The 23,700-nt window shown below is 68.3% G+C and carries 20 protein-coding genes; 7 read left to right on the forward strand and 13 right to left on the reverse strand.

Annotated elements, in window-relative coordinates:
* Positions 1-36: 36 nt before the first annotated feature.
* The 3 genes from cphA to AC1Q6P_RS05700 all read left to right on the forward strand — a co-directional run bounded on the left by cphA (position 37) and on the right by AC1Q6P_RS05700 (position 4,812).
* Positions 37-2,616: a cyanophycin synthetase gene (cphA, locus tag AC1Q6P_RS05690; protein WP_492664434.1), complete on the forward strand. Its 2,580-nt coding sequence runs from the start codon at positions 37-39 to the stop codon at positions 2,614-2,616.
* 138 nt (positions 2,617-2,754) lie between these two features.
* Entirely contained in the window at positions 2,755-4,323 is a 1,569-nt protein-coding gene (locus AC1Q6P_RS05695) for a cryptochrome/photolyase family protein (RefSeq protein WP_492664433.1), read from the forward strand.
* Positions 4,324-4,428: 105 nt separating this feature from the next.
* Positions 4,429-4,812 (forward strand): response regulator transcription factor, encoded by a 384-nt coding sequence (locus AC1Q6P_RS05700; protein ID WP_102768152.1) that lies wholly within the window; start codon positions 4,429-4,431, stop codon positions 4,810-4,812.
* A gap of 47 nt (positions 4,813-4,859) precedes the next feature.
* On the opposite strand, the gene AC1Q6P_RS05705 is transcribed toward AC1Q6P_RS05700, so the two are convergent.
* On the reverse strand, positions 4,860-6,413 hold the full coding sequence (locus tag AC1Q6P_RS05705; protein WP_492664432.1) for a hypothetical protein: 1,554 nt from the start codon (positions 6,411-6,413) through the stop codon (positions 4,860-4,862).
* A 332-nt stretch (positions 6,414-6,745) separates the two neighbouring features.
* Here AC1Q6P_RS05705 and AC1Q6P_RS05710 point away from each other — a divergent pair, with 332 nt between their 5' ends.
* A complete protein-coding gene (locus AC1Q6P_RS05710) occupies positions 6,746-7,114 on the forward strand; it encodes a hypothetical protein (RefSeq protein ID WP_102768154.1) in 369 nt (122 codons plus the stop codon).
* Between the two features lie 15 nt (positions 7,115-7,129).
* Here AC1Q6P_RS05710 and AC1Q6P_RS05715 read toward each other — a convergent pair whose 3' ends face one another.
* The 3 genes from AC1Q6P_RS05715 to sorT are packed head-to-tail and all read right to left on the reverse strand — an operon-like array spanning position 7,130 to position 9,286.
* Positions 7,130-7,711: a SixA phosphatase family protein gene (locus tag AC1Q6P_RS05715; RefSeq protein WP_492664431.1), complete on the reverse strand. Its 582-nt coding sequence runs from the start codon at positions 7,709-7,711 to the stop codon at positions 7,130-7,132.
* Positions 7,708-8,013 (reverse strand): SorU family sulfite dehydrogenase c-type cytochrome subunit, encoded by a 306-nt coding sequence (gene sorU, locus AC1Q6P_RS05720; RefSeq protein ID WP_492664532.1) that lies wholly within the window; start codon positions 8,011-8,013, stop codon positions 7,708-7,710. Before sorU ends, AC1Q6P_RS05715 begins: the two co-directional genes overlap by 4 nt.
* A gap of 40 nt (positions 8,014-8,053) precedes the next feature.
* On the reverse strand, positions 8,054-9,286 hold the full coding sequence (gene sorT / locus AC1Q6P_RS05725; RefSeq protein ID WP_492664430.1) for a SorT family sulfite dehydrogenase catalytic subunit: 1,233 nt from the start codon (positions 9,284-9,286) through the stop codon (positions 8,054-8,056).
* A 332-nt stretch (positions 9,287-9,618) separates the two neighbouring features.
* Here sorT and AC1Q6P_RS05730 point away from each other — a divergent pair, with 332 nt between their 5' ends.
* Entirely contained in the window at positions 9,619-10,788 is a 1,170-nt protein-coding gene (locus tag AC1Q6P_RS05730) for a rhodanese-like domain-containing protein (RefSeq protein WP_223696722.1), read from the forward strand.
* 38 nt (positions 10,789-10,826) lie between these two features.
* On the opposite strand, the gene AC1Q6P_RS05735 is transcribed toward AC1Q6P_RS05730, so the two are convergent.
* From AC1Q6P_RS05735 to AC1Q6P_RS05750, 4 genes are all read right to left on the reverse strand, one after another.
* A complete protein-coding gene (locus AC1Q6P_RS05735) occupies positions 10,827-11,570 on the reverse strand; it encodes a substrate-binding periplasmic protein (protein WP_492664429.1) in 744 nt (247 codons plus the stop codon).
* A gap of 163 nt (positions 11,571-11,733) precedes the next feature.
* Entirely contained in the window at positions 11,734-12,510 is a 777-nt protein-coding gene (locus AC1Q6P_RS05740) for a substrate-binding periplasmic protein (protein ID WP_492664428.1), read from the reverse strand.
* Positions 12,511-12,713: 203 nt separating this feature from the next.
* Positions 12,714-13,352: a hypothetical protein gene (locus AC1Q6P_RS05745; RefSeq protein ID WP_492703084.1), complete on the reverse strand. Its 639-nt coding sequence runs from the start codon at positions 13,350-13,352 to the stop codon at positions 12,714-12,716.
* 182 nt (positions 13,353-13,534) lie between these two features.
* Complete coding sequence (locus AC1Q6P_RS05750; RefSeq protein ID WP_492664426.1) at positions 13,535-14,452, reverse strand: EamA family transporter; 918 nt, start codon at positions 14,450-14,452, stop codon at positions 13,535-13,537.
* A gap of 167 nt (positions 14,453-14,619) precedes the next feature.
* On the opposite strand from AC1Q6P_RS05750, the gene AC1Q6P_RS05755 reads away from it, so the two are divergent.
* The gene (locus AC1Q6P_RS05755) at positions 14,620-15,207 is read left to right on the forward strand and encodes a lipid-binding SYLF domain-containing protein (protein WP_102768163.1); all 588 of its coding nucleotides are present in this window, start codon (positions 14,620-14,622) and stop codon (positions 15,205-15,207) included.
* 643 nt (positions 15,208-15,850) lie between these two features.
* Here the strand turns inward: AC1Q6P_RS05755 and AC1Q6P_RS05760 are convergent.
* Positions 15,851-16,285 carry a DUF3224 domain-containing protein gene (locus AC1Q6P_RS05760; protein WP_492665741.1) on the reverse strand — a complete coding sequence of 145 codons (435 nt, stop codon included), beginning with the start codon at positions 16,283-16,285 and terminating at the stop codon, positions 15,851-15,853.
* Positions 16,286-16,466: 181 nt separating this feature from the next.
* Between AC1Q6P_RS05760 and AC1Q6P_RS05765 the strand changes: the two genes are divergently transcribed.
* Positions 16,467-17,300 carry a DUF6597 domain-containing transcriptional factor gene (locus AC1Q6P_RS05765; protein ID WP_492665742.1) on the forward strand — a complete coding sequence of 278 codons (834 nt, stop codon included), beginning with the start codon at positions 16,467-16,469 and terminating at the stop codon, positions 17,298-17,300.
* A gap of 11 nt (positions 17,301-17,311) precedes the next feature.
* Here AC1Q6P_RS05765 and AC1Q6P_RS05770 read toward each other — a convergent pair whose 3' ends face one another.
* From AC1Q6P_RS05770 to AC1Q6P_RS05785, 4 genes are all read right to left on the reverse strand, one after another.
* Positions 17,312-17,785: a copper uptake system-associated protein gene (locus AC1Q6P_RS05770; protein WP_492665743.1), complete on the reverse strand. Its 474-nt coding sequence runs from the start codon at positions 17,783-17,785 to the stop codon at positions 17,312-17,314.
* Between the two features lie 23 nt (positions 17,786-17,808).
* Positions 17,809-19,746 carry a TonB-dependent receptor domain-containing protein gene (locus AC1Q6P_RS05775; RefSeq protein ID WP_492665744.1) on the reverse strand — a complete coding sequence of 646 codons (1,938 nt, stop codon included), beginning with the start codon at positions 19,744-19,746 and terminating at the stop codon, positions 17,809-17,811.
* Positions 19,743-21,329 (reverse strand): PepSY domain-containing protein, encoded by a 1,587-nt coding sequence (locus tag AC1Q6P_RS05780; RefSeq protein WP_492665745.1) that lies wholly within the window; start codon positions 21,327-21,329, stop codon positions 19,743-19,745. Before AC1Q6P_RS05780 ends, AC1Q6P_RS05775 begins: the two co-directional genes overlap by 4 nt.
* 167 nt (positions 21,330-21,496) lie before the next feature.
* A complete protein-coding gene (locus AC1Q6P_RS05785) occupies positions 21,497-23,683 on the reverse strand; it encodes a TonB-dependent receptor (RefSeq protein WP_492665746.1) in 2,187 nt (728 codons plus the stop codon).
* Positions 23,684-23,700 lie beyond the last annotated feature (17 nt).

The following is a 23,700-nucleotide window of genomic DNA, read 5'->3' on the forward strand; positions in this document are numbered from 1 at the left end:
GCTCCCCATACCTTTCCAAGCTCTGGAACACGCACCATGGAAGTTTCCCGCACACGCGCGCTGCGCGGCCCCAATATGTGGAGCCGCCACACGGCCATCGAAGCGGTCGTGCACTGCACGCCGGCCGAGCAGTCGATCGCCGACATGCCCGAATTTGAAGCTCGGCTGCGCGCCCTCTTCCCCAGCATCGGTGCCCTGCGCCCCGCCAGCGCCCAACGCACGCCCATCACCCTGGCCCATGTGCTGGAACAGGCCACCCTGGCCCTGCAAGCCCAGGCCGGCTGCCCGGTGACCTTCAGCCACACCCACATCACCTCCGAGCCCGGCAGCTACCAGGTGGTGGTGGAGTACAGCGAGGAAGACGTGGGCCGCATGGCCTTCGAAGCCGCCTGCAAGCTGGTGGAAGCCGCACGTGACGGCGGCAGCTTCGATGCCGACGCCACCCTCAAAGCCCTGCGCGACCTGGACGAGGACGTGCGCCTCGGCCCCTCGACCGGCTCCATCGTCAACGCCGCCGTGGCCCGCGGTGTGCCCTACCGTCGCCTGACCCAGGGCAGCCTGGTGCAGTTCGGCTGGGGCGCCAAGCAGCGCCGCATCTGGGCCGCCGAAGTGGACGCGACCAGCGCGGTGAGCGAATCGATCGCCCAGGACAAAGACCTCTGCAAGCGCCTGCTGCAATCGGCCGGCGTGCCGGTGCCCACCGGCCGCCCGGTCAGCTCCATCGACGACGCCTGGGAGGCCGCGCTGGAGATCGGCCTGCCCGTGGTCGTCAAGCCGCAGGACGGCAACCAGGGCAAGGGCGTGACCGTCAATGTGGTCACCCGCGAGCACATGGAGATTGCCTACAAGGCCGCCGATGAAATCGGCCAGGTCATGGTCGAGAAATTCCTGCCCGGCAGCGACTACCGCCTGCTGGTGGTGGGCGACAAGCTGGTCGCCGCCGCCCGCCGCGACCCGCCGCATGTCATCGGTGATGGTGTGCTGACGGTCAAGCAACTGGTCGACAAGGTCAATGCCGACCCCAAACGCGGCGATGGCCACGCGACCTCGCTGACCAAGATCCGCTTCGACGACATCGCTGTGGCGCGCCTGACCCAGCAAAACCTGACCCCCGACTCGGTGCCGGAAAAAGGCCAGCGCGTCATCCTGCGCAACAACGCCAATCTGTCCACCGGCGGCACCGCCACCGACGTGACCGATGACGTGCACCCGGACGTGGCGGCGCGCGCCATCGCCGCGGCGCAGGTCGTGGGCCTGCATGTCTGCGGCGTCGACGTGGTGGCCGAGAGCGTGCTGCGCCCGCTGGAAGAGATCAACGGCGGCATCGTCGAAGTGAACGCCGCGCCGGGCCTGCGCATGCACCTCTCGCCCTCCTACGGCAAGGGCCGCAATGTCGGCGAGGCCATCATTGCCCACCTCTACGGCCACGGCCACAAGAGCGAGGACGGCCGCATCCCCGTGGTCGCAGTCACCGGCACCAATGGCAAGACCACCACCTCGCGCCTGATCGCCCATCTGTTCGCCACCTGCGGCCTCAAGGTCGGCATGACCAACACCGACGGCGTCTACGTCGATGGCCGCCAGATCGACAGCGGCGATTGCTCCGGCCCCAAGAGCGCCCGCAATGTGCTGATGCATCCCGATGTGGAGGCGGCCGTGTTCGAGACCGCGCGGGGCGGCGTGCTGCGCGAAGGCCTGGGCTTTGACCGCTGCCAGGTGGCCGTGGTCACCAACCTCGGCGCCGGCGACCACCTGGGCATGAACTTCCTCAACACCGTGGAAGAGCTGGCCCTGGTCAAACGCGTGATCGTGCAGAACGTGGCGCCGAACGGTTATGCCGTGCTGAATGCCGCCGACCCCATCGTCGCCAACATGGCCGGCACCTGCCCGGGCCAGATCATCTTCTTCGCCGCCGACCGCCACCACCCGCTGATGGCCACCCACCGTGCACAAGGCAAGCGCTGCGTCTACGTGGACGGCGACCAGCTGGTGGCCGCCCAGGGCAGCTGGCGCGAGAACATCCCGCTGCGCGACATCCCCATCACCCGCGGCGGCGCGATCGGCTTCCAGGTCGAGAACGCCATGGCCTCGGTGGCCGCTGCCTGGGGCGTGGGCCTGGACTGGGACACCATCCGCCGCGGCGTGGCCAGCTTCGCAAATGACGCCGACAACGCGCCCGGCCGCTTCAATGTGATGGACTACCGCGGCGCCACCGTGATTGCCGATTACGGCCACAACGCCGACGCCATGCGCGCCCTGGTGGCTGCGGTCGAAGCCCTGCCGGCCAGCAAGCGCTCGGTCGTGATCAGCGGCGCCGGTGACCGGCGCGACGAAGACATCCGCGAACAGACCGTCATCCTGGGCGCCGCCTTTGACGAGGTGATCCTGTTCCAGGACGCCTGTCAGCGCGGCCGCGAGGACGGCGAGGTGCTGGCCTTGCTGCGCCAGGGTCTGGAAGGCGCCAGCCGCACCCGCTACATCGAGGAGATCCGCGGCGAGTTCATCGCCATCGACGCCGCCCTGGCGCGCCTGCAGCCGGGCGAACTCTGCCTGGTGCTGGTGGACCAGGTGGAAGAAGCCCTGGCCCATCTGGCGCAGCGCATCCAGGCTGGCTGATCGGCGTTTCGTCCCGAAGCAGAAGCCGGCGCCCCAAGCGCCGGCTTTTTTCTGCCCGGCGCACATCTTCCGCGCGTATGCTGCGCGCATGCACCTCTTGGACACCCTGCACATGACGGTTTATTCCGGCGGACTCTCATGACTGCAACTCTGCGCCATCTGGTTCTGGTGCTGGGGGATCAGCTCAACAGCGACGCCTCCGCCTTCGACGACTTCGACCCGGCACAAGACGCCGTCTGGATGGCCGAGGTGCGCGAGGAGTCGACCCATGTCTGGTCCTCCAAGCCGCGCACGGTGATGTTTCTGGCGGCCATGCGCCATTTCGCCCTGGCCCTGCGCCGCCTGGGCCGCCCCTTGCACTACCGCTGGCTCGATGACCCCGACAACCAGGGCAGCCTGGCCGGCGAACTGCGCGCCGCCATCGCCCGGCTGCAGCCGCAGCGCCTGATCATGACGGCGCCGGGCGACTGGCGCGTGCTGCAGGCCCTGCGCGCCGTAGCGGCCGAGGCCGGCCTGCCGCTGGAGCTGCGCGACGACCGGCATTTCTTCAGCACCGTGCGTGAGTTCGCCGCCCACGCGCAAAGCCGCGGCAGCTTGCGCCTGGAGTACTTCTACCGCGAGCTACGCCAGAAGCACGGTGTGCTGATGGAGCCCGATGGCCGCCGCCCGATGGGTGGGCAGTGGAACTTCGATGCCGAGAACCGTGAGGCCTTCGGTGCCGCCGGCCCCGGCTTTCTGCCGGCCCGCAGCCAGTTCCCCCCCGATGCACTGACCCGCGAGGTGATCGCCCTGGTCCAGCGCCAACTGCCCGATCACCCGGGCCGGCTGGACAGCTTTGCATGGCCGGTCACGCGCGAACAGGCCTTGCAGGCGCTGGGCGAGTTCCTCAGCGAGCGCCTGCCCTTGTTCGGCCACTACCAGGACGCCATGTGGCCCGAGGAGCCCTGGCTCTACCACTCCCATCTGGCCGCTGCGCTCAACCTCAAGCTGCTGAACCCGCGCGAGGTGGTGGCTGCGGCCGAGGCCGAGTACCGCGCCGGGCGCGCGCCGCTGGCCTGCGTGGAGGGCTTCATCCGCCAGATCCTGGGCTGGCGCGAGTATGTGCGCGGCGTCTACTGGACGCAGATGCCGGGCTATCTGGAGCACAACAGCCTGCAGGCCAAGCAGGACCTGCCCGCCTGGTACTGGACCGGCGAGACCGAGATGGTCTGCCTCAGCGCCGCCCTGCGCCAGACCCTGGACCATGGCTACGCCCACCACATCCAGCGCTTGATGGTGACCGGCCTGTTCTCACTGCTCTACGGCGTGGCGCCTGCGCAGATCCATGCCTGGTACCTGGCCGTGTATGTCGACGCCGTGGAGTGGGTGGAACTGCCCAACACCCTGGGCATGAGCCAGTTCATCGACGGCGGCCTGCTGGCCAGCAAGCCCTATATCGCCAGCGGCAAATACATCCAGCGCATGAGCAGTGGCAGCTACTGCCGGCGCTGCCCGTATGACCCGGCCGAGCGCCTCGGCGAGCGCGCCTGCCCCTTCACCACCTTGTACTGGGATTTTCTGATCCGCCACGAAGCCCTGCTGGCCGCCAACCCGCGCATGGTCATGCAGGTGCGCAATGCAACGCGGTTGAGCGCAGAGGAACGCACAGCCATCCAGCAGCAAGCGGCCGCCCTGCGCCAGCCCAAACCACGGGCCGGCACTCCCTGATATGCCACAGGCCGATAGATCTGCATTGCCGAGGCGCACGCACTTGAGTTACCGTCCAGCCATGCGCTTGGCGCCGCCGCTTCCGGCCCCACCGGACTGCTCTCAATGAAAAAGATCCTGATCGTTGACGACAACCCCGACATCCGGGCCCTGCTGCACGCCACCCTGGACCTGGCCCAGAGCTTCGAGATCCACGAGGCCACCAATGGCGTCACCGCGGTCGAACAGGCGGCCATCATCAAACCCGATCTGGTGCTGATGGACATCATGATGCCGGGCGAGTTCGACGGGCTGGAGGCCTGCCGCCGTATCAAACAACTGACCCTGGACCACGGCCTGCCGCCCAAGGTGCTGCTGGTCAGCGCCAAGCCACGCGATCAGGTGCGGCAGCAGCTGGATGAGGTCGGGGCCGATGAATTCATGGCCAAGCCCTTCGGGCCGGCCCAGTTGGTGGCCTGCATCATGGCCTTGTTCCAACCCAAGGACTGAAAGCCCGCAGCAGGCCGAGGGCCCGCCTGCGCACATCCAGCTCCCGCTCACCACTTGCAGCCGTTCTTGCGCACCGCGTCGGCGGCCAGCGGGATCACGGCCAGCAGCCCCATCTGCTCGCCATAGGCCTTGCGGCAGTCCTTCTTGCCGGCGGCCTCCATGCTTTCTTCCAGCTTGGATTTGCGCTCGGGCGGCGGCGGCACCATGTTCAGCAAGCCCGAGCTGCTGCGCGAGGGCAGTGCGCCGCCGCGCATATCGCGCGGCAGATTGAGATTGAGGCGCGGTGCATCGGGCGGTGTGGAGGCCGGCGTCGCCACATCGTGCCCCAGTTGCGCGCCGGCATCGGGTGCGCCTTGACCGGGGCGACTCGATGACGCGGGCGTGGCCGTGGCGGGACTGCCAGGCTGGGCATTGCGGCCATTCGATGACGCCGGGGGCGCGTGGACCGGGTTGTTCGGGCTGGCACTGGGCTTGGCTTGAGTCTGCGCCCCGGCCTCCGGGCTGCGGGCCGCGCTGCTGTCGGCAGCCTGAGCGCTGGGGCTGGGGCTGCTCTGCACCTGGGCGGCCGCGGGCTCGGCCTTGGCGTCACTGATCGCCGTGTTGGGCACACCGCCTATCTGAGGGTTGCTAACAGGCAGCGCTGGCAGCTGAGGCAGCGCTGCGGCCGCTTCCACCGGCGCCCGCTGCGGCGGCAAAGGCAGGGCCTCGGATCGGGTGGGAGCTGTCAACGCAGCCGGGTTCGGCTGGGGCAGTTGGCGCGTGCGAACCGGCGCCGTCACCGGTTCGAAGGCCGGCAAGGGCTGCACCGTTTGTGCCGGGGCCGGCAGGGGTTGGGTGGGGCTCAGATCTTGCGCCGTGGCTCGACTCAGGCGGCTGCTGGCCGCCGGCAGGCTGCGCGTTTGCACGGGCGGGACGAAGGCCACGGGCGCCTGGGCCGGCAAGCTCGCGAGGGGGGCGGCTTCGGCACTGGACTGCAAGGGAATGAGCTCGGCGCGTGCCCGGTTCACGGGCGGCGCTGCTTCCCGCAATCGATTCAGCGCCCGCGCCGCCAAGGGCTCCGGCAGCGGTGTGGGGTCCGGTGAAGGCAAGGCCATCGGCTCGGGCAGGCGCTCCAGCGCCGGGGCTGGATCGGGCGCGGGCGCGGGCGCGGGTGCGGGCACGGACTTGGGCATGGGAGCGGCGGCCGGCGTGAGCTCGGGAGCAGGCTTGGGGCCCTCCACCGGCCGAGCCTGGTCCTGCCCGGTTTGCTCCATTTCCTGCGCGGCCGGCGTGGGGTTCCAATCGCCCAGTCGCGCCGCCCCCGGCCCCGTCTCGCGTGGCACTTCGGGCCGCACGCTGCCCCCGTGTCGAGTCTGTCGCGCCTGACCCACCGGGCCCGTCTGCTGCGGCACCCCGGTGCCGGCCTCGCCCGAACCCGCTTCCAGGCGGGGGCCACGCAAAGTCACATTGATGCGCCCCCAGACGCCCTCACCCGCCGGCGCCGTGCCGCCTTGGGTGTTGCCGAAGACCAGCACCAGCAACACGTGCAGCAGCAGGGCCAGGGTCAGGCATTGCTGCATGCGTGTGGGCGGCTGACGCGGCTGCTGAAGCCACGCAGCCATGGCCGAAACACCAGCACTGCGGGCCGGGGCATTCACGGTGGCGAAGGCGGGAAATCGGAGCATTGAAAGCGGGGCGGGCAGACGTTCGCGCCCGGCAAGGCTCGGCGGGGCAGGCTGAAATGTAGCGCGGCGCGCCCGGGCGCCACCTGGGGCCTGCCCGCAGTGCGCGGCAGCCGCACTTCGTGAGCGATGTCACGAAATCGGGAAAACCTGGCCCGCAGACATGGGCTGGCGCGCCGGGCGGGCGAGGACTAAGCTGCGTGCATCGCCTGGACTCTCGCTGTGCATTGCAGCGGCACCAGTTTTGCACCCGCCCATTGCAAGGAATCGCCATGAAAACCACCCTGCTCGCCCTCAGCCTGATCAGCCTCAGCGCCCTCTCGCACGCCGCCGCCGCGCCGCAAGACAGCCCCGAAGGCCTGGCCCTACGCAGCGAATGCGCGCAGAAGTACAGCGCGGGCTACGCGGCCCGTGACGCCGCCGCCAAGTCGGACACCGACGAGTACGTGTTTGTCTATCACAAGGGGCAATACAAGGGTGAGCATGTCGCCGGCCAGACCCTGGACTGCACCGAACGCCAGTACGCCGCCTATCTGAACACCGTGGATCCGACCCGCGTGATGGCCGCCTATCCGACTGCCGCTGGCCGCCCCAGCATCAAGGCACCGCGTCTGCCGCGCACGCCCTCGGTCGGCAAGTGAGCGCCTGACCCGCGCTCAAAGACAGCCCGCTTGCGCGGCCGGGCTCGGCTCGCCGTAGCGCAGCTGCGCCAGTGAAGCCTGAACGCCTGCGGAAACAGCGGGCCGCAAGACGAAGAGGTGCTGATAGCTGCTTTCACACAGCTCTGCCACCTGCGGCCCTCCCAGGGCCGCGATCAAGGCCGGCACCGTGTTGCTGTGACCGACGATCAAGAGCGCCCCGCCGGACTGAGCACGGGTCAGCGCCACGATCTCCTGGATATGTGCGGCGCCTTCCCCGCGCCGGGCAGGCACCGGTCGGGCTTCGATCTGCAGCCGCTGCGCCAGCGGCGCCGCCGTCTCACGGGTGCGACGGAACTGGCTGGTGATGATCTCCCGCACCCCAGCGGCGACCAGCGCCTCAGCCAAGGACTGGGCACGTACCTGGCCGGCGGCGCTCAAGCCCGGGTCGGCCGCGGGCTCGCCCGCCCGCTCGGCATGTCGCACCAGAAAGATCTGGTCCGGCCAGGCCGAAGCGGAAGCCGCCAGCAGCAGGCCGCCGACCGCCCACAAGCTGCGAATCAGGCACTGCCGCGTCGTGGTGGCGGCCCTGCGCTTCATGGGGCAGCTTTGGGTGGTTGCACAGCGCCGCCGGTCGAGCGGGCCACGAACACCGCCAAAGCCTCGATGTCGGCCGCGCTGAGCTTGTCTGCAAAGCTGGGCATGGCGCCCAGGCCCGAGCGCAAGACTTTGCGCACCCGCTCGGCGTCGGGCTTGAGCTCGTCCAGCACCGGCCCGACCTGACCTTCCGAGCCGGCCGCCGCCAGCGTGTGGCAGACGGCACAGGCCGGCTGGGTCTGGGTGAACAAGGCCTTGCCTCGCGCCAGTTGCTGCGGCTCGTCAGCCGCCAGCGCGAGCGGCATGGCGGCCAGGCCGCCGATCAAGCCAAGCCAGACGCGCAACTCAAACCACCGTGATGGTGACGGCATGGTCGCGCCAGCTGTTGTTGTTGTACCCGCTGAGGTTCTCCTCGCGCAGCTCGGCCTGCACATGGCCCTGAGCATCGGTGGCGCGGCTGGCCAGGGTGTAGCTGCCCGCAGGCAGGCGTACCGACAGCACGAACTGGCGCCAGGCAAAGCGGCCCAGATCGGGGCCGACCAGGCGGGCGGGGTACCAGTTCTTGCCGCCGTCCACCGAGACCTCGACGCCCTTGATCGCCTGCGTGCCGCCAAAGGCCACGCCGTGGATCTGCACCAGGCCTTCCTTGACCGGGCCGGTCTCGGGCAGCGGGCCGTTGATCCAGGACTTGACGCCCATCTCCAGCACCGAGGGCTGGTCCGGCGCGGCCTTGGCGCCGGCGGGAGTCATGCGGTAGCCGTGCGACATGATGCGAGCCTTGGACTCCTGGGCGGTGAAGGCCAGGCTCTTGACGTACTTGATGTTGTTCACGCCTTGGTAGCCCGGCACGATCAGGCGCAGCGGGCCGCCGTGAGCCAGGCTCAGCGGTTCGCCGTTCATCTCCCAGGCCAGCAGCGCGTCTTCCAGGGCCTTGATGGGCACCGAGCGCTCGACGATGACCGAGGCCGGGTCCACGCCCTCGGGCAACTTTTCACCGCCGGTGCCGGTGATGTAGAGCATGCCGTCGGCCAGACCGCCGAGCGCCGTCACCACATTGCGCAGCGGCACGCCGCTCCACAGCACGCAGCCGGCCGCGCCCACGGTCCAGGGCGTGCCGCTGGGCTTGCTGGGGAAGAAGCCGCGGCCATTGCCCGAGCATTGGATGACGGTGGCCACGGTTTCCAGGCCCAGGGTCTTGAGCTCGGCCAGACGCAGGCTGCGCGGATTCTTGACGCCCTCGACCGACAGGGTCCAGGCATCTCGGTCGTCCAGGATGGCGGCGTCGGGCGCGGGCAGGTTGTTGCGAACGTAAAGCTGCGAGGCCGGGGTGATCACACTGGTGCCGAAGGCCGAACGGCGGGTCTCCAGGGTGCTGCTGCTGTGCTGGATCAGCTGGGCGGCGTTCTTCCAGGCGGCGTAAGCCGGCAGCGGTTTGGCGGCGGGTGCAGCCGCAGCAGTCTGGGCCGCGGCCGGGCCCATCCAACTGCCCAGGCCGACGGCGCCAAGGGCCGAAGCCGTGCCAGTCAGCCATTGGCGGCGGGCATGGAGGGGGGCGGAGGGGTTCTTCTTCGTGCTCATGCAATCGTCTCCCGGGGTGCGTGTTTGAAGGGAAGTTTGGGCTAAAGAACAGACTCTGAAATGAAAGCTCGAAACCAGTGCATCTTTCTTGCAAGCGCGCCATTCTGGGGGCTGGCGGCCATGCCGCCGCTCAGGATATAGCCCTAGAGGGCGACGCGCGCCCATTCTGCATTCGACTCTGTGACGACATGAAATACGGGCACACTTCAGGCTTTGGGCAAGATGCCCGAGTCCCAGTCATCGCCATCGGGAGGGGCGACGACTTCTGGCGGCTGCAACCGGACTGAGACGCCGGACCAGCCTGTTATCAAGAAAACCGCCCGATGTTGACGATGAAACCACTTGCAAATATGTGGCGCGCCGCCATGGTGATGGGCCTCTGGGCCTGCGGCTCGGCCCAGGCCGGCTTGAGCGCCGTGGTCGCGGTTGAACCCACCGCCAAGAAAGCCAGCTACAGCATCCACTACAGCGCCCTCGACGCCGCCCTCAGCCGGGCGGCCTCTCAAGCGGTGGCCGCCACCGCCAGCGAAGACATGGCCGATGTCATGCGCGCCACCCGCAGCGCGGGCTTCGACATCTTCATCGGCCCGGCTCAGGTGGCCGCCTCGGCCCTGCACCGCGGCTACGAGCTGGTGGGTGCCACCCAGGCATCCGAGCCTTTCTTGCTGGTGGTGCGCAAGGAAGTGCCCGACATCCCGGGGCTCAAGACCCGCCGCATCTATCTGCCGCAGCAGGATTCGATCTACACCTATATGGCGCGCGGCCTGCTCAACCAGGGCGGCCTGTCCATGCAGGACATGAAGGTGGCCCATGAGCGCTTTCCGCAAGCCGGCCTGACCGCCCTGATGCTGGGCGCGGCCGATGCCACCGTGGTGACGGCCAGCGATTGGAATGAATGGTCGGCGCAGAACCCGCAAATCGGCCGCGTGCTGGCCAAGACCGAGGGCGTCCCGGCCGGCCTGAGCGTGGTGATCAAAAAAGACCTGCCGGCAGACGTGCGCAGCCGTCTGAGCAGCTTCTTCAATGCGCCGCCTGCGGCTGTGGGCCTGCCGCCCACCAAGTTCAAACCCGACAGCGGCGAGTACAAGCGCGTCTCCGAGTTGGGCCTGTTCACGCCCACCAGCCTGCCTGGCGTGACCCGTGTCAGCGCGCGCGAAGCGCAGAAGCTGCAAGGCCAGGGGGCCTTGCTGATCGACACCCGCACCGAGAAAGAATTCCAGGCCCGCCGCATCCCCGGCGCCATCTGGGTGCCCTATGTCGAGAAGAGCCTGAAAGACATCGCCTTCAATGCGGCCCAGGACGACTTCAGCGCGCTGGCCAAGGTGGACAAGCTCGACGTCAACCGCGCTGTGATCTTTGCCTGCAACGGCGCGGAATGCTGGAAGTCTTACAAGGCCGCGCGCGTGGCCCAGCAAAAAGGCTTCAAGAAGGTGCACTGGTTGCGCGGCGGCCTGCCCGAATGGGAGGCCGAAGGCCTGCCGGTGCAGAACGCTGCGCCCTGAACCCGGCCGCTCAGCGCGCGGCCTGGCGAGCCTTCCGCTCAATCCAGGCCGTAGCGGCGCCGGATCTCGCGCAGCACACCACGCGCCTCCAGCCGGCCCAGCGCCTGATCCAGCAGTTGCGCATCGGCCTCGCTGACGCTTTTCTCGCTCAGCATGAAGGCCACCGGCCCGCGCACCGTGCCAAAGGGCATGAGCTGCAGCACCATGTCTTGCTTGCGGGCCAGATCCAGCAAGGACGCCACATCACCCAGGATCAGGGGTGCGCGCTGGCGCTGCAGCATGGCCACGCCCTTGCCATGGGTCTCGAACAGCTCCAACAGGCCGGCCTCGCGCAGCGGTGCGCGCCAGGGCTCGAAGTCCGGCCCCAGGCGCCCGGCGTTGAGCACCAGCAGCGGCGTGCGCGTGCGCAGCACATCCTCGAAGCTGCTCAGGCGGGCGGCAGGCGCGGGCAATTCGCGCCCCTTCAGGCTGCGCAAGGCCAGCACACCCAGCACTTCCTCGCGGTAGACGCGGGTGTATCGGACGCCGGCGGCGGGCGGATTCTTGGGCGTGGCGGCCAGGATCAGGTCGATCTCGCCCTCTTGCAGCTGCAGGATGCGCCGCCGCCGCGGCAGCGGATCCACCCACTGCAGACGACAACCGCTTTCGTTCATCAAAGCCTGCAGGATTTCGAAATCCATGCCGCTGTGCTGACCGTCCTCATGATTGACCAGGTAAGGCGGCCAACTCGCACGGGTGACGCGCAGAGCATGGCGGCAGCCCGCGCTCCAGGCTGAACTCATGGCCAGCAAAAGCAGCAGACTCAGCGCCGCCGAACGGCGATGAAAGCGGGATGAAGCGAGACAGTTCACGAGCGGAGCGACCGGCGTCAAAAACGCTGCGCCTGCGGCCAGCGATTCCCGGACCATAACGCAAAGCCGCCCGAACGGGGCTGGGCGCAGACCCCTATCTGAAATACCGCTGCTGCAGCCGGGCAACGCTGCCGTCGGCCACCAGCTGCTGGTAGGCGTGCAACCAGCGATCAGTCTCGACCTCGCTGACATGCAGAGAGCAGCCCATGTAGAGGTCGGCCTCACCCAGATGGGCGAGGGTCCGGAACGCGCTGCGCGCATAACCATTCAACTCGATGGCAGCATTGAGCATGGGCGCACCGGCATAAATCGCATCCAGCATGTCGCTGCGCAGCATGCGCAGCAAATCCTTGTAGTCCTTGGCCTCGATGATCTGGCTGAAGCGCTCGGCCTGCAGATTCTTGATGATGGGCGAACCGCGCAGCACGCCGACGCGCCGGCTGCGCAGAGCCTCCAGGCTCAGCGCGCCGCCACCGGCCCGGCCCACCAAGGCATAGCTGACATGCATCAGCAGGATCAGCCAGCGAAACTTGTGCTCGCGGTCCGGCGTGCGCGCCAGCGGAAACACGCCCAAGGCCTCGCCCGCCTCGGTCATGCGCACCGCGCGCGCCCAGGGGAAGAACTGCACGGCATCGCGCCTGCCGAGGCGTTCGGCCATCAACTGGGCCAGCTCGTAGGCATAACCTTGCGGGCCTTCGCTGCCCTGCCAGGCAAACGGTGGCAGGTCACCGGCCACCCAGCGCAAGGGCGCAGGCTCGGCCGCGCTGGCGGCGTGGCTGGTCGCAGCCCAGCTGGCGCAGGCGCTGACGGGCAGGCAGGGAGCCCAGGCGCAGAGGCGGCGGCGGGACAGGGGAAAGCCGGCGGGGTCCATCGCTGCAGCACGCAGACCGGCGGCAGGCGCCGGACACGCAGTCTTGGCTGTTTGTCTCGTCCTGGCTGCCTGTCCCGGCGGCTCAGAGGGGGTGGATCCCTGCAGTTCGATCCACTGTAGCACCGTCGCGTGCGAACACCGCCCCCTGAAACAGGGGCAGCGACAGAACGGGCGAATGCGCCTCGCGACGACCTGGGCGCTGGCTAGCTGCCGCGAACAGGTTGGCCAGGCGCTGAGCTTGGGCGCGATGCGACGGCGGCCGTGGGCTGTGCCGGAGCCTCACTGGCAGGGCGCGCGGAGGCGCTGGCACTCGCAGCTGCCCCGGGTGTCGCGGCGCCATCCCGTGTCGGGCCGTTGCTGTCTTTCGCTTCAGCGCCCGCGCTGTAGGCCGCGATCAGCATGGCAAAGAGCAGGGTCAGCACCGACAAGGCGGACAAGGCGATGAGGGCCTGCGTCTTTCGATACCCCGGGCCGCCATGCCCGCCCTTGAGATGAGGCGGCCGCCCCGGCATCCCGGGCCAGAACCACTGCGCATCCAGGAAGCTGCGACGACTCATCAAATGGCTGTAGGACACATGGTCATGCAGGATCCGGGCATGCAGGGCGAACCAGAACAGAAGCAAGAAAAGCGAAGATCCGACGATGCCCCACAGCTTGACGCCCCAGCTGAGTTTCTCGCTGCCCAGCAAGCTGATACCGCCCGCGAACAGCAAACCGACCACAGTGAAGAACAAGCCCGCCATGGACGCCTCGGTGGCCCGCAGGGCGCGCATCTCGGAACCCAGCTCCAGGTAGAGATCGCTCAACCTCGCCTGTCGCTCCGGCGTCAGGTTTGCCGGCATCGGCGGAGGTTCCGGAATGACCGGTTTCGACAAGCCCAGGAGCTTGTCCAGCAAACGAAGAATGACTTCCATCATGATTTTTTCCCCCGGTTCGGCGCGCTGGCCTTGAGTTTGTTGCGGTGGCGCGCATCAGTTTGTCGCATGGAGAGCAAGGTTCGCCTTGCCGCCTTCAGTCTTGTCCATCATCCCAGCGCCAGGCCCGCCACGCCCAGCGCAATCGCTGCAGCACCCAGCAGGCGCAGCCAGCGGTCGCCTTCGCCCAACAGGCTGCCACCCGCCAGAGCGGCGAACAGCATAGACACCTCGCGCGCTGGCGCCACATGGCTCAGCGGCGCCAGCTGCATGGCGTAGAGCACCATGATGTAGCTCATCGGCCCCAACACGGCGATGGCCAGCGCAGCCTTCCACTGCGCCCGCCAGACCGCTTTGAACCGCGCCGGATCGCGCAGCGCGAACGGCCCCATCACCGGGATGCGCAAGACATTGCCGACGTAGTCGACCAGGATGGGCGAGATCAGCAGCACTTTGACCGCGTACCCATCGATCACGGTGTAGGTGGCAATGAACACCCCGGTCAATGCGCCCCAGAACAGGCCGCGATGCAGGCGCTGGCGCACAAAGGCGCGCGACTCGCTCAAGGCCCCGGCCTCGCCTCGCCCCAGCAGCTGGCGCAGGAGCGCCGGGCCGCCGGCGATCAGAAACACCCCGGAGACCACCGCCAAGGCGCCCGCGGCGCCCAGCCAACTCAAACTCTCACCCAGCACGAAGACTGCGGCCACCGAGCTCAGCAAGGGCCCGCTGCCGCGTGCCAGCGGGTAGACCACGGTCAGGTCGGCCACCGAGTAGCCATGGAGCAGGCAACGGAAATACAGCACATGCACGGCAGCGCTGACGGCCAGAACCGTCCACTCCAGCCAACCCCAGGTCGCCACACCCTCGACGCCAGTCCATGCCACCACCGGCGCCCAAACCAGGCCAACCAAGATGGAACTCATCAGCACGAACTCGTTGCCGCCCCCACCGCTGCGCTTGGCGATCAGATTCCAGCTGGCGTGGCAGATGGCGGCGGCAAGCACCAGGGCGAGGGCAAGAGGACTCATTCGGGGCGCAAGAAGACTGGCAGGGCACAGAACCGGCCCAACACGACGAGCGCCTCGGACCGAAACCCTCGATTGTGCGTTCGTCAGCGAACAGACCGCGCAAGCCAGGCAATCTACAAGCACCGTGTCGGTGCCCCTGCCGCGCCGCCGCCAACTCAAGGCCTGCCATGATCCATACGCAATCCACCTCCACCCGCCGCCCCTTCCTGCGCATCAGCGCGGCAATGCTCACCGCCAGCCTCAGCGTGCTGGGCGGGCTGTCGCCCCTGTCCGCCTCAGCGGCCAGCGCCGAAGATCTGAACAAAGATGCCCAACAAGCCCTCGCCGCGCTCTACAAGAGCAATCCGGTAGCGGAAACCATCTCCAAAAAGGCGCGTGCCGTGCTGGTCTTCCCCAAGATCGTCAAGGCCGGCTTGGTCTTCGGCGGCAGCTACGGCGAAGGAGTGCTCATGAAACAGGGCGCCGTCAGCGAGTACTACAACTCGGTCTCTGCCTCCTGGGGCTGGCAAGCCGGCGCCGAGTCCTACGCCTACGTCGTCTTCCTGATGAGCGACAAGGCGGTGCGCTACTTGGCCAAATCCAAGGGCTGGGAGTTCGGTGTCGGCCCCAGCCTGGTGCTGGTCAACGAAGGTGTGGCCAAGAACCTCAGCACCTCCACCCTGAAAGACGATGCCTACGCCTTCATCACCGACCAGCAAGGCCTGATGGCAAGCCTCAGCATCGAAGGCACCAAGATCAGCCGCATCAAGCGCTGAATCTCGCATTGGCGGCGACGGCGGCTTGCGGCACGAAGCAGCCTTTGGTTTTGCTCGTGAGGCCCTGCAGCCCGTGCCGCCACCGGGCTCATGGTTCCGGGGTCGGCCCTAACGGGCCGACTTCCCTGCGCTGCTCGCGCCTCGGGGCTGGCGCATAACTCACTCCGCTCCCTGCGTTCGCTTCGTTCAGACAGAAGCGCCAAGTCAGAACTTGAAGCGCACGAGTACGTGCGCGCCCCGAGCCGCTGTGCTGCTCGGCCCGGCACAAATCGCCCGGCAGCAGCCCGGGCTGCAGGGCGCTTGCATCGCGGTCGATGTGCCTCATCCACGGTGGAACACGCCAACTCCGAAGGTGGCTCGGCCCGCCGACGGGCGATTTGTGCGCGGCCGAGGGCGCAGCGGAGCGGCTCAGGCGCGCGTACTCGCGCGCTTCAAGTGCTGACTCGGCGCCACTGTTTGACCACAGTGAGCGCAGCGAACGGAGGGAGTTTGGCGCCGCTGAGCCGCGAAGCGAGCAGCGAGGGAAGTCGGCTCGCAGAGCCGACCCGCGAACCATGAGCCCGGCGGCGGGACGAGACACCGCAGCAAGAACGACAACCCCACAGAGGTCCGCAATGTGCCGAGAACCGACATCCCCGCCGAATCAGGGACTCACGCCCGCCTCCGGCAGGCTGTACTCAAAACGATAGCTGTGTGCGCCACCCGGGGCGATGTCGATGACCATACGGCCCCTTAGGCCCGTCAAAGCGTCGGTGCCTGAATCGGGCACCACGGTGATACTTTGGGTCGGTGCGCCGCGGTCCAGGGTGGAACTGTGTTGCAGCACAAAGCTGCCAGCGCGGCCGTCCAGTGTGCCCAGAACCCGCTCCATGGCCACATAGCCAGCCGAGCCGCTGACGGCGCTGCGGAAAGCAATCATCTCGCCGGTGCTGCTGCCCTCCAGCGCACCGTGGAACCGCTTGTCCAGGGACATGCGCCCCAGGCCGCTGCTGGCGGCCACAGCGCTCATCTCCTGAGGCGCGAGCTTCACTTCGAAGGGGCCGCTGACTTGATGGCTGAAATTGCTGCGGTCGCTCATGGCGCGCTCCGTTTGAATTGCGGGTTTGGTTGGCTGAGTTTGCGCAAGCAACAGGCTGCTGCCCGTAGCCAGCGCGGCAGCCCAGAGGATAGAGGTGAAGAGGTGCAGGGGCCTCATGGCAAGATGAACTTTCTTTCAAGCTGATTCGGTGCGAATCCATCCGGCCGCCATTGAACCCGCCATGTCCCAAGACAAGATTGGAAAAACACGACACGCGGCACTGCACCCCTTGCGCACCCCGCCGCGCGGCGTGCTGCACCGCGTACCGGTCGGCGAGTTCGAACACCAGCGCCTGGCGCCGCCCGAAGACCTGGCCGATTGGATCGAGCATGTCTGGCGCGTGCGCTGGAATCTTGAAGGCCTGGCGCCGCAGCTGCAAGAAACCTTGCCCCACCCCAATATTCATCTGGTACTGGAGCCCGGAGCCGCGGCCGTCTGGGGCGTGCACAGCCGGCGCTGGTCGCGTGAATTGGCGGGGCGTTCGTTGGCCTTGGGCATCAAGTTCAGGCCCGGCGCCTTCCGCCCCTGGCTGGGTGGCCCGGTCTCGGCCTTGAGCGATTGCTCGCGGCCACTGCTGGACCTGTTCGGGCCTGAGTCCCAAGCGCTGAATGCGGCCTTGGAGATGGAGGCGATGGAAGACTCGGCCACGCATGTCCTGGACTTTCTGCGGGCCCGCCTGCCCGCGCCCGACGCGCAGGCGCTGCTGGCTGGCCGCATCGTCGACAGCGTGGCCGCGGAACTCAGCCTGCACAGTGCAGAGGCCCTGGCTGCTCGCTGGCAGATGAGCCTGCGCTCGCTGCAGCGCCTGTTTTCAGAGTACGTCGGCGTCGGGCCGAAGTGGGTGATCCAGCGCTACCGCATGCACGAAGCTGTGGCCCGCGTGCAGGCCGGAGAAACCATCTCCTGGGCGGCGCTGGCGCAGGATTTGGGCTTCTTCGACCAGGCGCATTTCAGCACCGCCTTTCGACGCCTGATCGGGCACACCCCGAATGACTACGCGCGCCACAAGGACTGAAACCCCGCCCCTCAATGCGAGTGGCCGTGGATGTGCGGCGGATGGTGGCCCGCCGCATCCATATGCACCTGGCCCTCGAAACGGCCGAAGCGCTCGCGCTGCGCCTGGCTGAGGCGGGCTTCGAGCCGGGCCAGGCGGTCCGCCAGGGCTTGTGCCTCTGCCGGTTTCAGGCCGGCCTCGCGCAAGCCGGCGGCCTGCTTGAGCCCATCGCCCGCGCACAGCACGATCTGCCAGGCCGGCCCGTGGCGGCGCAGCAGCGCACGGCCCCCACGTTCACCCTGAGCCCAGCTGGCCACGGCATGGTCGGCCTGAACCGCAATCGCTTCGACCCGCAGGCGCGCCTCGGGCTTGTCAAAGGTCTGCATCAGCAACTGCCGCACCGCGGCCTGATCCGGGCTGTCCTGCGCCCGGGTGGGCGCGGCGGCCGTCAGGCCCGCCGCAGTCAGGAGCAAGGCGGCCGCCAGAGCTTCGCGTCGATTCCACATTGCAAACATCCTTTCGCAGGGCATCAGAAGGCGGCACTCAGGCCGATCTGGGCCGAGCGGCTGGGCATGGGGTAAGCCGGACGGTAGCCGTAGCGCTGATCCGTCAGGTTCTCCAGGGCCAGAAAGCACTCGCCACGCAGGCCCAGGGCCGTCATCGCATGGGCGACACGCAGGTTCAGCACGCCAAAGCCGCTGACGCGGGCGGTGTTGGGGGCACCATCGGCACGGGCCTTGTTGAGCACGAACATGGCGCTCTGCAGCTGCGCATCGGCGTTCAGGCGCCAGGCGCCCGTGCGCCAGCTCAGCCCCAGGGCCAGGGCCCGCTTGGGCGCGTAGGGCAAATCGACCAGGCTGCTGTCCAGCAGGGTCAGGCCGGCGTAGCTGCTCCAGGCCGGGCTCCAAGTGTGGCTCCAGCTGATCTCGGTGCCGCGCACCTGATAGTCACCCAGATTGGTAAAGCTGGGCATGCTCACCGCGGGCGGAAATGCAAAGACATAACGCTGCTTCAGATCGTCACGAAACAAGGCGAGGTCCAGGCTGCTCTGGGCGGCCAGCTGCCAGCGCAGGCCGGCCTCCAGATGGACCATGCGCTCGGGCGACAGCTGGCGCCAGCCCTGCGGCGAAGCACCGGCCAGAGGCGGCACGATGGCATTCAGCAGGGCCGCATCCAGGCCCGGATGGTTGAGGCCGCGCGAGGCATTCAGGCGCAGGGCCAGGTTTTGCTTCTCCAGCAGCAGGCCGGCATGGGGCGCGCTGCTGTTGCCGAAGACATTGTGGCGATACAGGCGCAGGCCCGCCGAGGGCGTGGCGCTCCAGCCCTCGCCCAGGCTCAGGGTATGAGCCAGGGCCAGGAAGGGGGAACTCAGGCGCAGGGTCTCGCCCTCGAAAGCGCTGAAGCCGTTGAAGGCCACGCCGCCGCGCATGCGGTCGATGTCCAGTCCCAGTTGCAGCTCACCGCCGGCCCAGGGCTGCAGCTGCTCGCGCCAGCGCAGACCGGAGAGCTTGAAGTGGCTGTGGGTCAGCGCGGCCTGCGGATTGGCCCAGTCGCTGTCACCATGGTTGCTGTAGACCTGCAAGCTGCTTTGGGCGCTGCCATGCTGGTGTTGCAGATTCAGGGCGGCCAGGCTGCCACGCGTGGCGAAGCTGCCGGTCATGCTGGCGGGCTTGCCCTCTTCGCCGGGGTCGCGGACCTTGTTGTCGGCGCCCAGCAGCAGGACGCCGAGCCTCCAGTGGGCATCGATGCGCTGGCTGGCCTTGAGCATCAGATTGCCAAGGCGGCCGTCGGCGTCCTCGCGGTGGCCGTCGGAGCGGGCCGCGCCCTGGGCCAGCAGCAGTTCACTGCCCTCATGTCGCCAGGCCAGCTCGGCCTGCTCCAGCACGGTGGCGAAGCTGCCGGCCTGCAAACGCAGCTGGCCGCTCAAGCCCGGCTGGCGCGCCTCTCGGCTGCGCAGGTCGATGGCGGCAAAGGTGTTGCCGACCTGCTGCGGCTGCGGCCCTTTGAGCACCTGGATGCTCTGCATGCCATGCACCGGCAGCAGGTCCAGCAGGCTGTGATTCCAGACGCCCATGTAGAAGGGGATGCCGTCGACATAGGTCTTGATCTCGCTGCCCGGCCGGCTGGCGCCTAGGCCGCGCACATAGACCGCACCGCCCTCATCGCCACCGAAGGAGCCCACGGGATTGAAACGCGACACCGCCACGCCGGGCGTGCGGCGCAGCGCCGAGGACAGATCCAGGGCATTGAGCTCGCGCAGCTGCTGCTCGCCCACCACGGTGCTCAGGGAGGCAAAGCTGTCGATGCGCTGCGCTTCAATGATGGGCGCTGCATTGATGCTGACCGGCGGCAGGGTGGCCGTCTGCGCCAGCGTCTGCGTCTGCGCCTGAGCGCCCGCCAGGGGCAGCAGTGCGCTCAGCAAGGCCAGATGGAGTGGCCGCAAGGCATGGGGGTTCAAGGCTTTCATGGCAGTTCTTCTTTCAGGGGAGCGGAGGATGGGGTGGTGGCAGTGAGAAAGGACGGGGTGGCGCGCGGGCCTATGGCGGCAGGCGCCGGTGCTGACTCAAGGCTGCGAGACCGGCGGCCCGGGCCGCGCAGGCGCCGCCAGGCCAGCACGACGGCGCTGAGGCTCAGGCCCAGGCCGGCCAGGCTGAAGCCCAGCATCCAGCCGTCCCACAGGGGGCGGGCATTCAGAAACACCGGCAGGTCGAAGCTGTGCAGAAAGGCGAACAACCAGCGCTCTGTTCGCTGCCGGCTGCTGCTCAGCTGCACGATGTGGCCGTTGGCCGGGTCGATCACCACCCAGTGCGACTGCGGGTCGTCAAAGCGCAGGCGCATCACGGGCAAGGGGCGTTCGCGCTGGCCCGTCATGGTGTGAGGCTCGCGACTGTAGTAGTAAGCGTCGTAGCGCTGCAGCCACTCCTGCCGGGCGATGCGGGCCTGGGGCAGCAGACGGGCCGCGGCCTCGCGCAGCGCCTCTTCGCTCATGGGCAAGCGGCGCTCGCCGTTCGGATCCACCGCAAAGCTGGCCGCACCGGTCTGCACCAGCAGCTGCATCTCGCCGGCCACACGGCGCCACTCGAGCTGACGCGCGGGCTGGCCCTCGCTGGCCAGGCGGCGCAGCAGCGCGCCGACGTCGCCGGCCTGGTCGGCCCGCAGCGGCCCGCCGGCATAGGCGGCCCGGTCGGGCTCGGGGCCCGGGGTCTCGAACACCTTCCAGGGGTTCATGGAGAACAAGCCGCTGAGCACCCAGGTCAGGGCCAGCACGCCGCCGCCCAGGCCCAGGATGTGGTGCCAGCGGGCGAAACCCTCGCGGTAGGGTGAGCGCGAGCCACTCTTGTAGCGGCCCTTGAAGCGCCAGCGCCACACGCCCACCAACAGGCCGCTGAGGCCCAGCACGCCGCCAGCGATGGACAGCCAGATGACGATGTCGGTCCACCAGGCATCCACCGCACCGCCGCGGAAGATGTAGAGCCAATGCAGCCAGGCGCCCAGCCAGCCCCAGCTGCGCTCGGTGAAGCTGGCGTCACGCACCACCTCGCCGGTGGCGCCGCTGACGTACAACCAGCGCTGCGCCTCATCAGCCACCGCCACGCGGTAGAGCGGGCGGTGCGGGTCCATGGCCTTGGAGTGGGTCCAGGCGTCTTCCTCCACCCGCGCCAGCAGCTCGGCCGGCACATCCTGCGCAAAGTGGCGCGCAGCCGCCAGCGCCTGATCCGCGCTGACGCTCGAAATGCGCTGACCGCTGCGCGCATCCACGGCCACCAGGCGCTTGCCGCGCCCGTCGCTGAAGATGTAGCGCGGCTGGCCCGCCACACTGCTCAGCCGCCACTGGCTGGCGCCCTCCAGGCCCGAGGCCTGCAAGGCCTGCGCCACCGGCACGCAGCAGCCCTGCCCGTCCAGCGCCGGCAGGCCTTGCAGCTGCTCGGCCGGCGTCAGCTTGGGGTAGCCGACATAGAGCATGACCATGCCGGACAGGAACCACAGCGCCATCACCAGGCAGAGCGCAATGCCAGCCCAGCGGTGCAGCAGGTAGAGGAAGCGTTTCATCTCAGTTCACCATGTCTTCTACAGCGGGCCGAGCGCCGGGCCGCTCCCAAGCCGGCCCGTCAAAGAGGTGCCTGCGGCTCTGGGCCGCCGGCACCTCTGTCCCCTCGGGGGACCGACACGGTGTATCCGCATTCAGCGGGTGACACCGGAGCGAGGGGCCCAAGTTTTCAGAAGCGCCAGTCCAGCGCGGCGCTCAGGCTGCGGGGTGCGCCCAAGAATGGCAGATCGCTGCTCAGGCTGGCAACATAACGTCGATCGGTGACGTTCTCGATGCGAAGGCGGGCCGTCAGCTGCGGCGTGATGCTCAGCTGCGCCCCCAGACCCAGCAGGGAGTAAGCCTCGTCCCAGATCGTGTTGGCGCTGTTGGCATAGCGCTTGCCCACATATCGCCAATCGGCCGACAGGGTCAGGGCCGCGTTCGCGCGCCAGTCGGCGCTGAGGCCCAGGATCACGTCGGGCACATTGGCCGGGCGATTGCCGGCGCGCGAGGCCGGCGTCGTGCCCACGTTCTCGACGAAGCGATCAAAACGGGCGCGGGTGTAGCTGGCCTGGCCGGCCAGGGTCCAGGCGCTGCTGGCACGCCAGCGCGCGTTCAACTCCAGGCCCTGGCTGCTTTGCGCGCCCACGGGGATCACCTTGGTGCGGTCATTGGGGTCGGTGATGGAGAGGTTCTTGCGCGTAATGTCGTAGACCGCCAGCGTGGCCCAGCCACGGCCCTGGTCGAAGCTGAGCTTGCTGCCCAGCTCGAACTGGCGGCCGCGCGTGAGCTCGAAGTCACGCAAGGCATTGAAGCCGGCCGTGGCCAGCACGCCCGACGGTGGATCGGCCGCGGTGCTCGCCTGGGCATACACCTGCCAGTCCTTGGACAGGTCCTTGACCAAGCCCAGGCGGCCGGTCAAAGGCTTGAAGCGCGTCTGGAACAGGGCCGGGTTGGTGGCGGTGACCGTGCGATGGTTGCGCACATCGAGGCTGATGCGGTCCAGGCGCAGCGCGCTCACCAGCGCCCAGCCCTCGCCCAGCTCGGTGCGGTTCTCGGCGAAGGCCGCCATGGTGTGCAGCAGATTGGTGGCGCCGGGCGTGTAGACGCGGCTGACACCGGGGGTCTGCAGGAAATAGCTGTCACGCGGCGTGTAGGGGCTGGTGACATCGAAGGGGTCGTTGACCGAGAGCGGGAAGCGGGTCTGGCGGTTGTAGCTCCAGTCCCAGCCGGCGGCAAAGTCAGAGCGGTGGCCAGCGATCTGGCTGCGGTGGCTCAGCTCCATGCGGCTGCCCCAGACCTGCTGGTCGTGGCGCTGCAGCAAGGCGCTGGAGCGCTCGACCTGGCTGTTGTTCTGCACGAACTTATAGACCTCGACGTTGTCGTAGTCGCGCAGCGCGTCGTAGTGATAGAAGGTGTGGCGCAGCGCCGTCTGCTCGCTCAGGCGCCAGTCCAGCATGGAGCGGGCCCAGCTGACGTCCTGCTCGAAGCGGCCATCGACCACGTTGTAGTTGACGCCGAAGGTGCCCGGGTCCAGGCGGAAGGCGCCGCTGGCGGTGCCGTCTGCCGCGCGCAGCATGGGCGTGCCCCAGTAGGGCTGCAAGACCTTCTCATGCTGGCGCTCCAGAGCCAGGGTGTGGGTGATGTTGGCACCCAGCGGCGCCAGCCAGGAGGCGGCGGCCTGCCAGGCGCTGCGGTCGCGGCCCTGGGTCCAGAGTGCGCCTTCGCTGCGGTTCAGCTCGACACGCAAGACCTGACCCTCGGCCCCCAGGGCCTTGAGATCGCGCTGCAGGCTGGCAGCCGCCTGAGCCCGGTCGCCCTGCGCCAGGTAAAGGCGGCTGATGTCACCGCTGCGGTCGGCCGTCTTGGTGATGACGTTGAGCGTGCCGCCCACGGCGCCTGAACCGTTCAAGAAGCTAGACGGGCCGCCGATGGCCTCCGCGCGCTCGACGATCCAGCTGTCCACCGGGCGGGCGGCGATGGCGTCGTACTGCACGCTGATGCCGTTGTAGAGCTGAGCCAGCGAACCCGAGCCGAAGCCACGGTAAAACACGCTGCCAGCCGAACCCGGCGGGTCGGCGAAGACCACGCCGGGCACGCTCTTGAGGATCTCCTGCGTGTTGCTGGCACCGCGCATCTCGATGGCCTCACGGTCGATCACGGTGACGCTGGCCGGCGTTTCCTTGAGGCTCAGGGCCAGGCGCGAGCTGCTGCCGCTGGGGCCTTCAAGGGCCGGGCTGGCGGCGGCACCACTGACGCTGACACGGCCCAGCAGCTGCGCCTCCGGCGCCGAGCTCTGCGCATGAGCATCGCGGGCCCAGAACTGGGTGGAGGACAGGGCCAGAACGGCCAGGGCGATCGGTTTCAAGGTAGACATGAGAGAGAAAGGGGAAA

The sequence above is a fragment of the Roseateles sp. GW835-FHT13E02 genome (genome assembly GCF_058794035.1).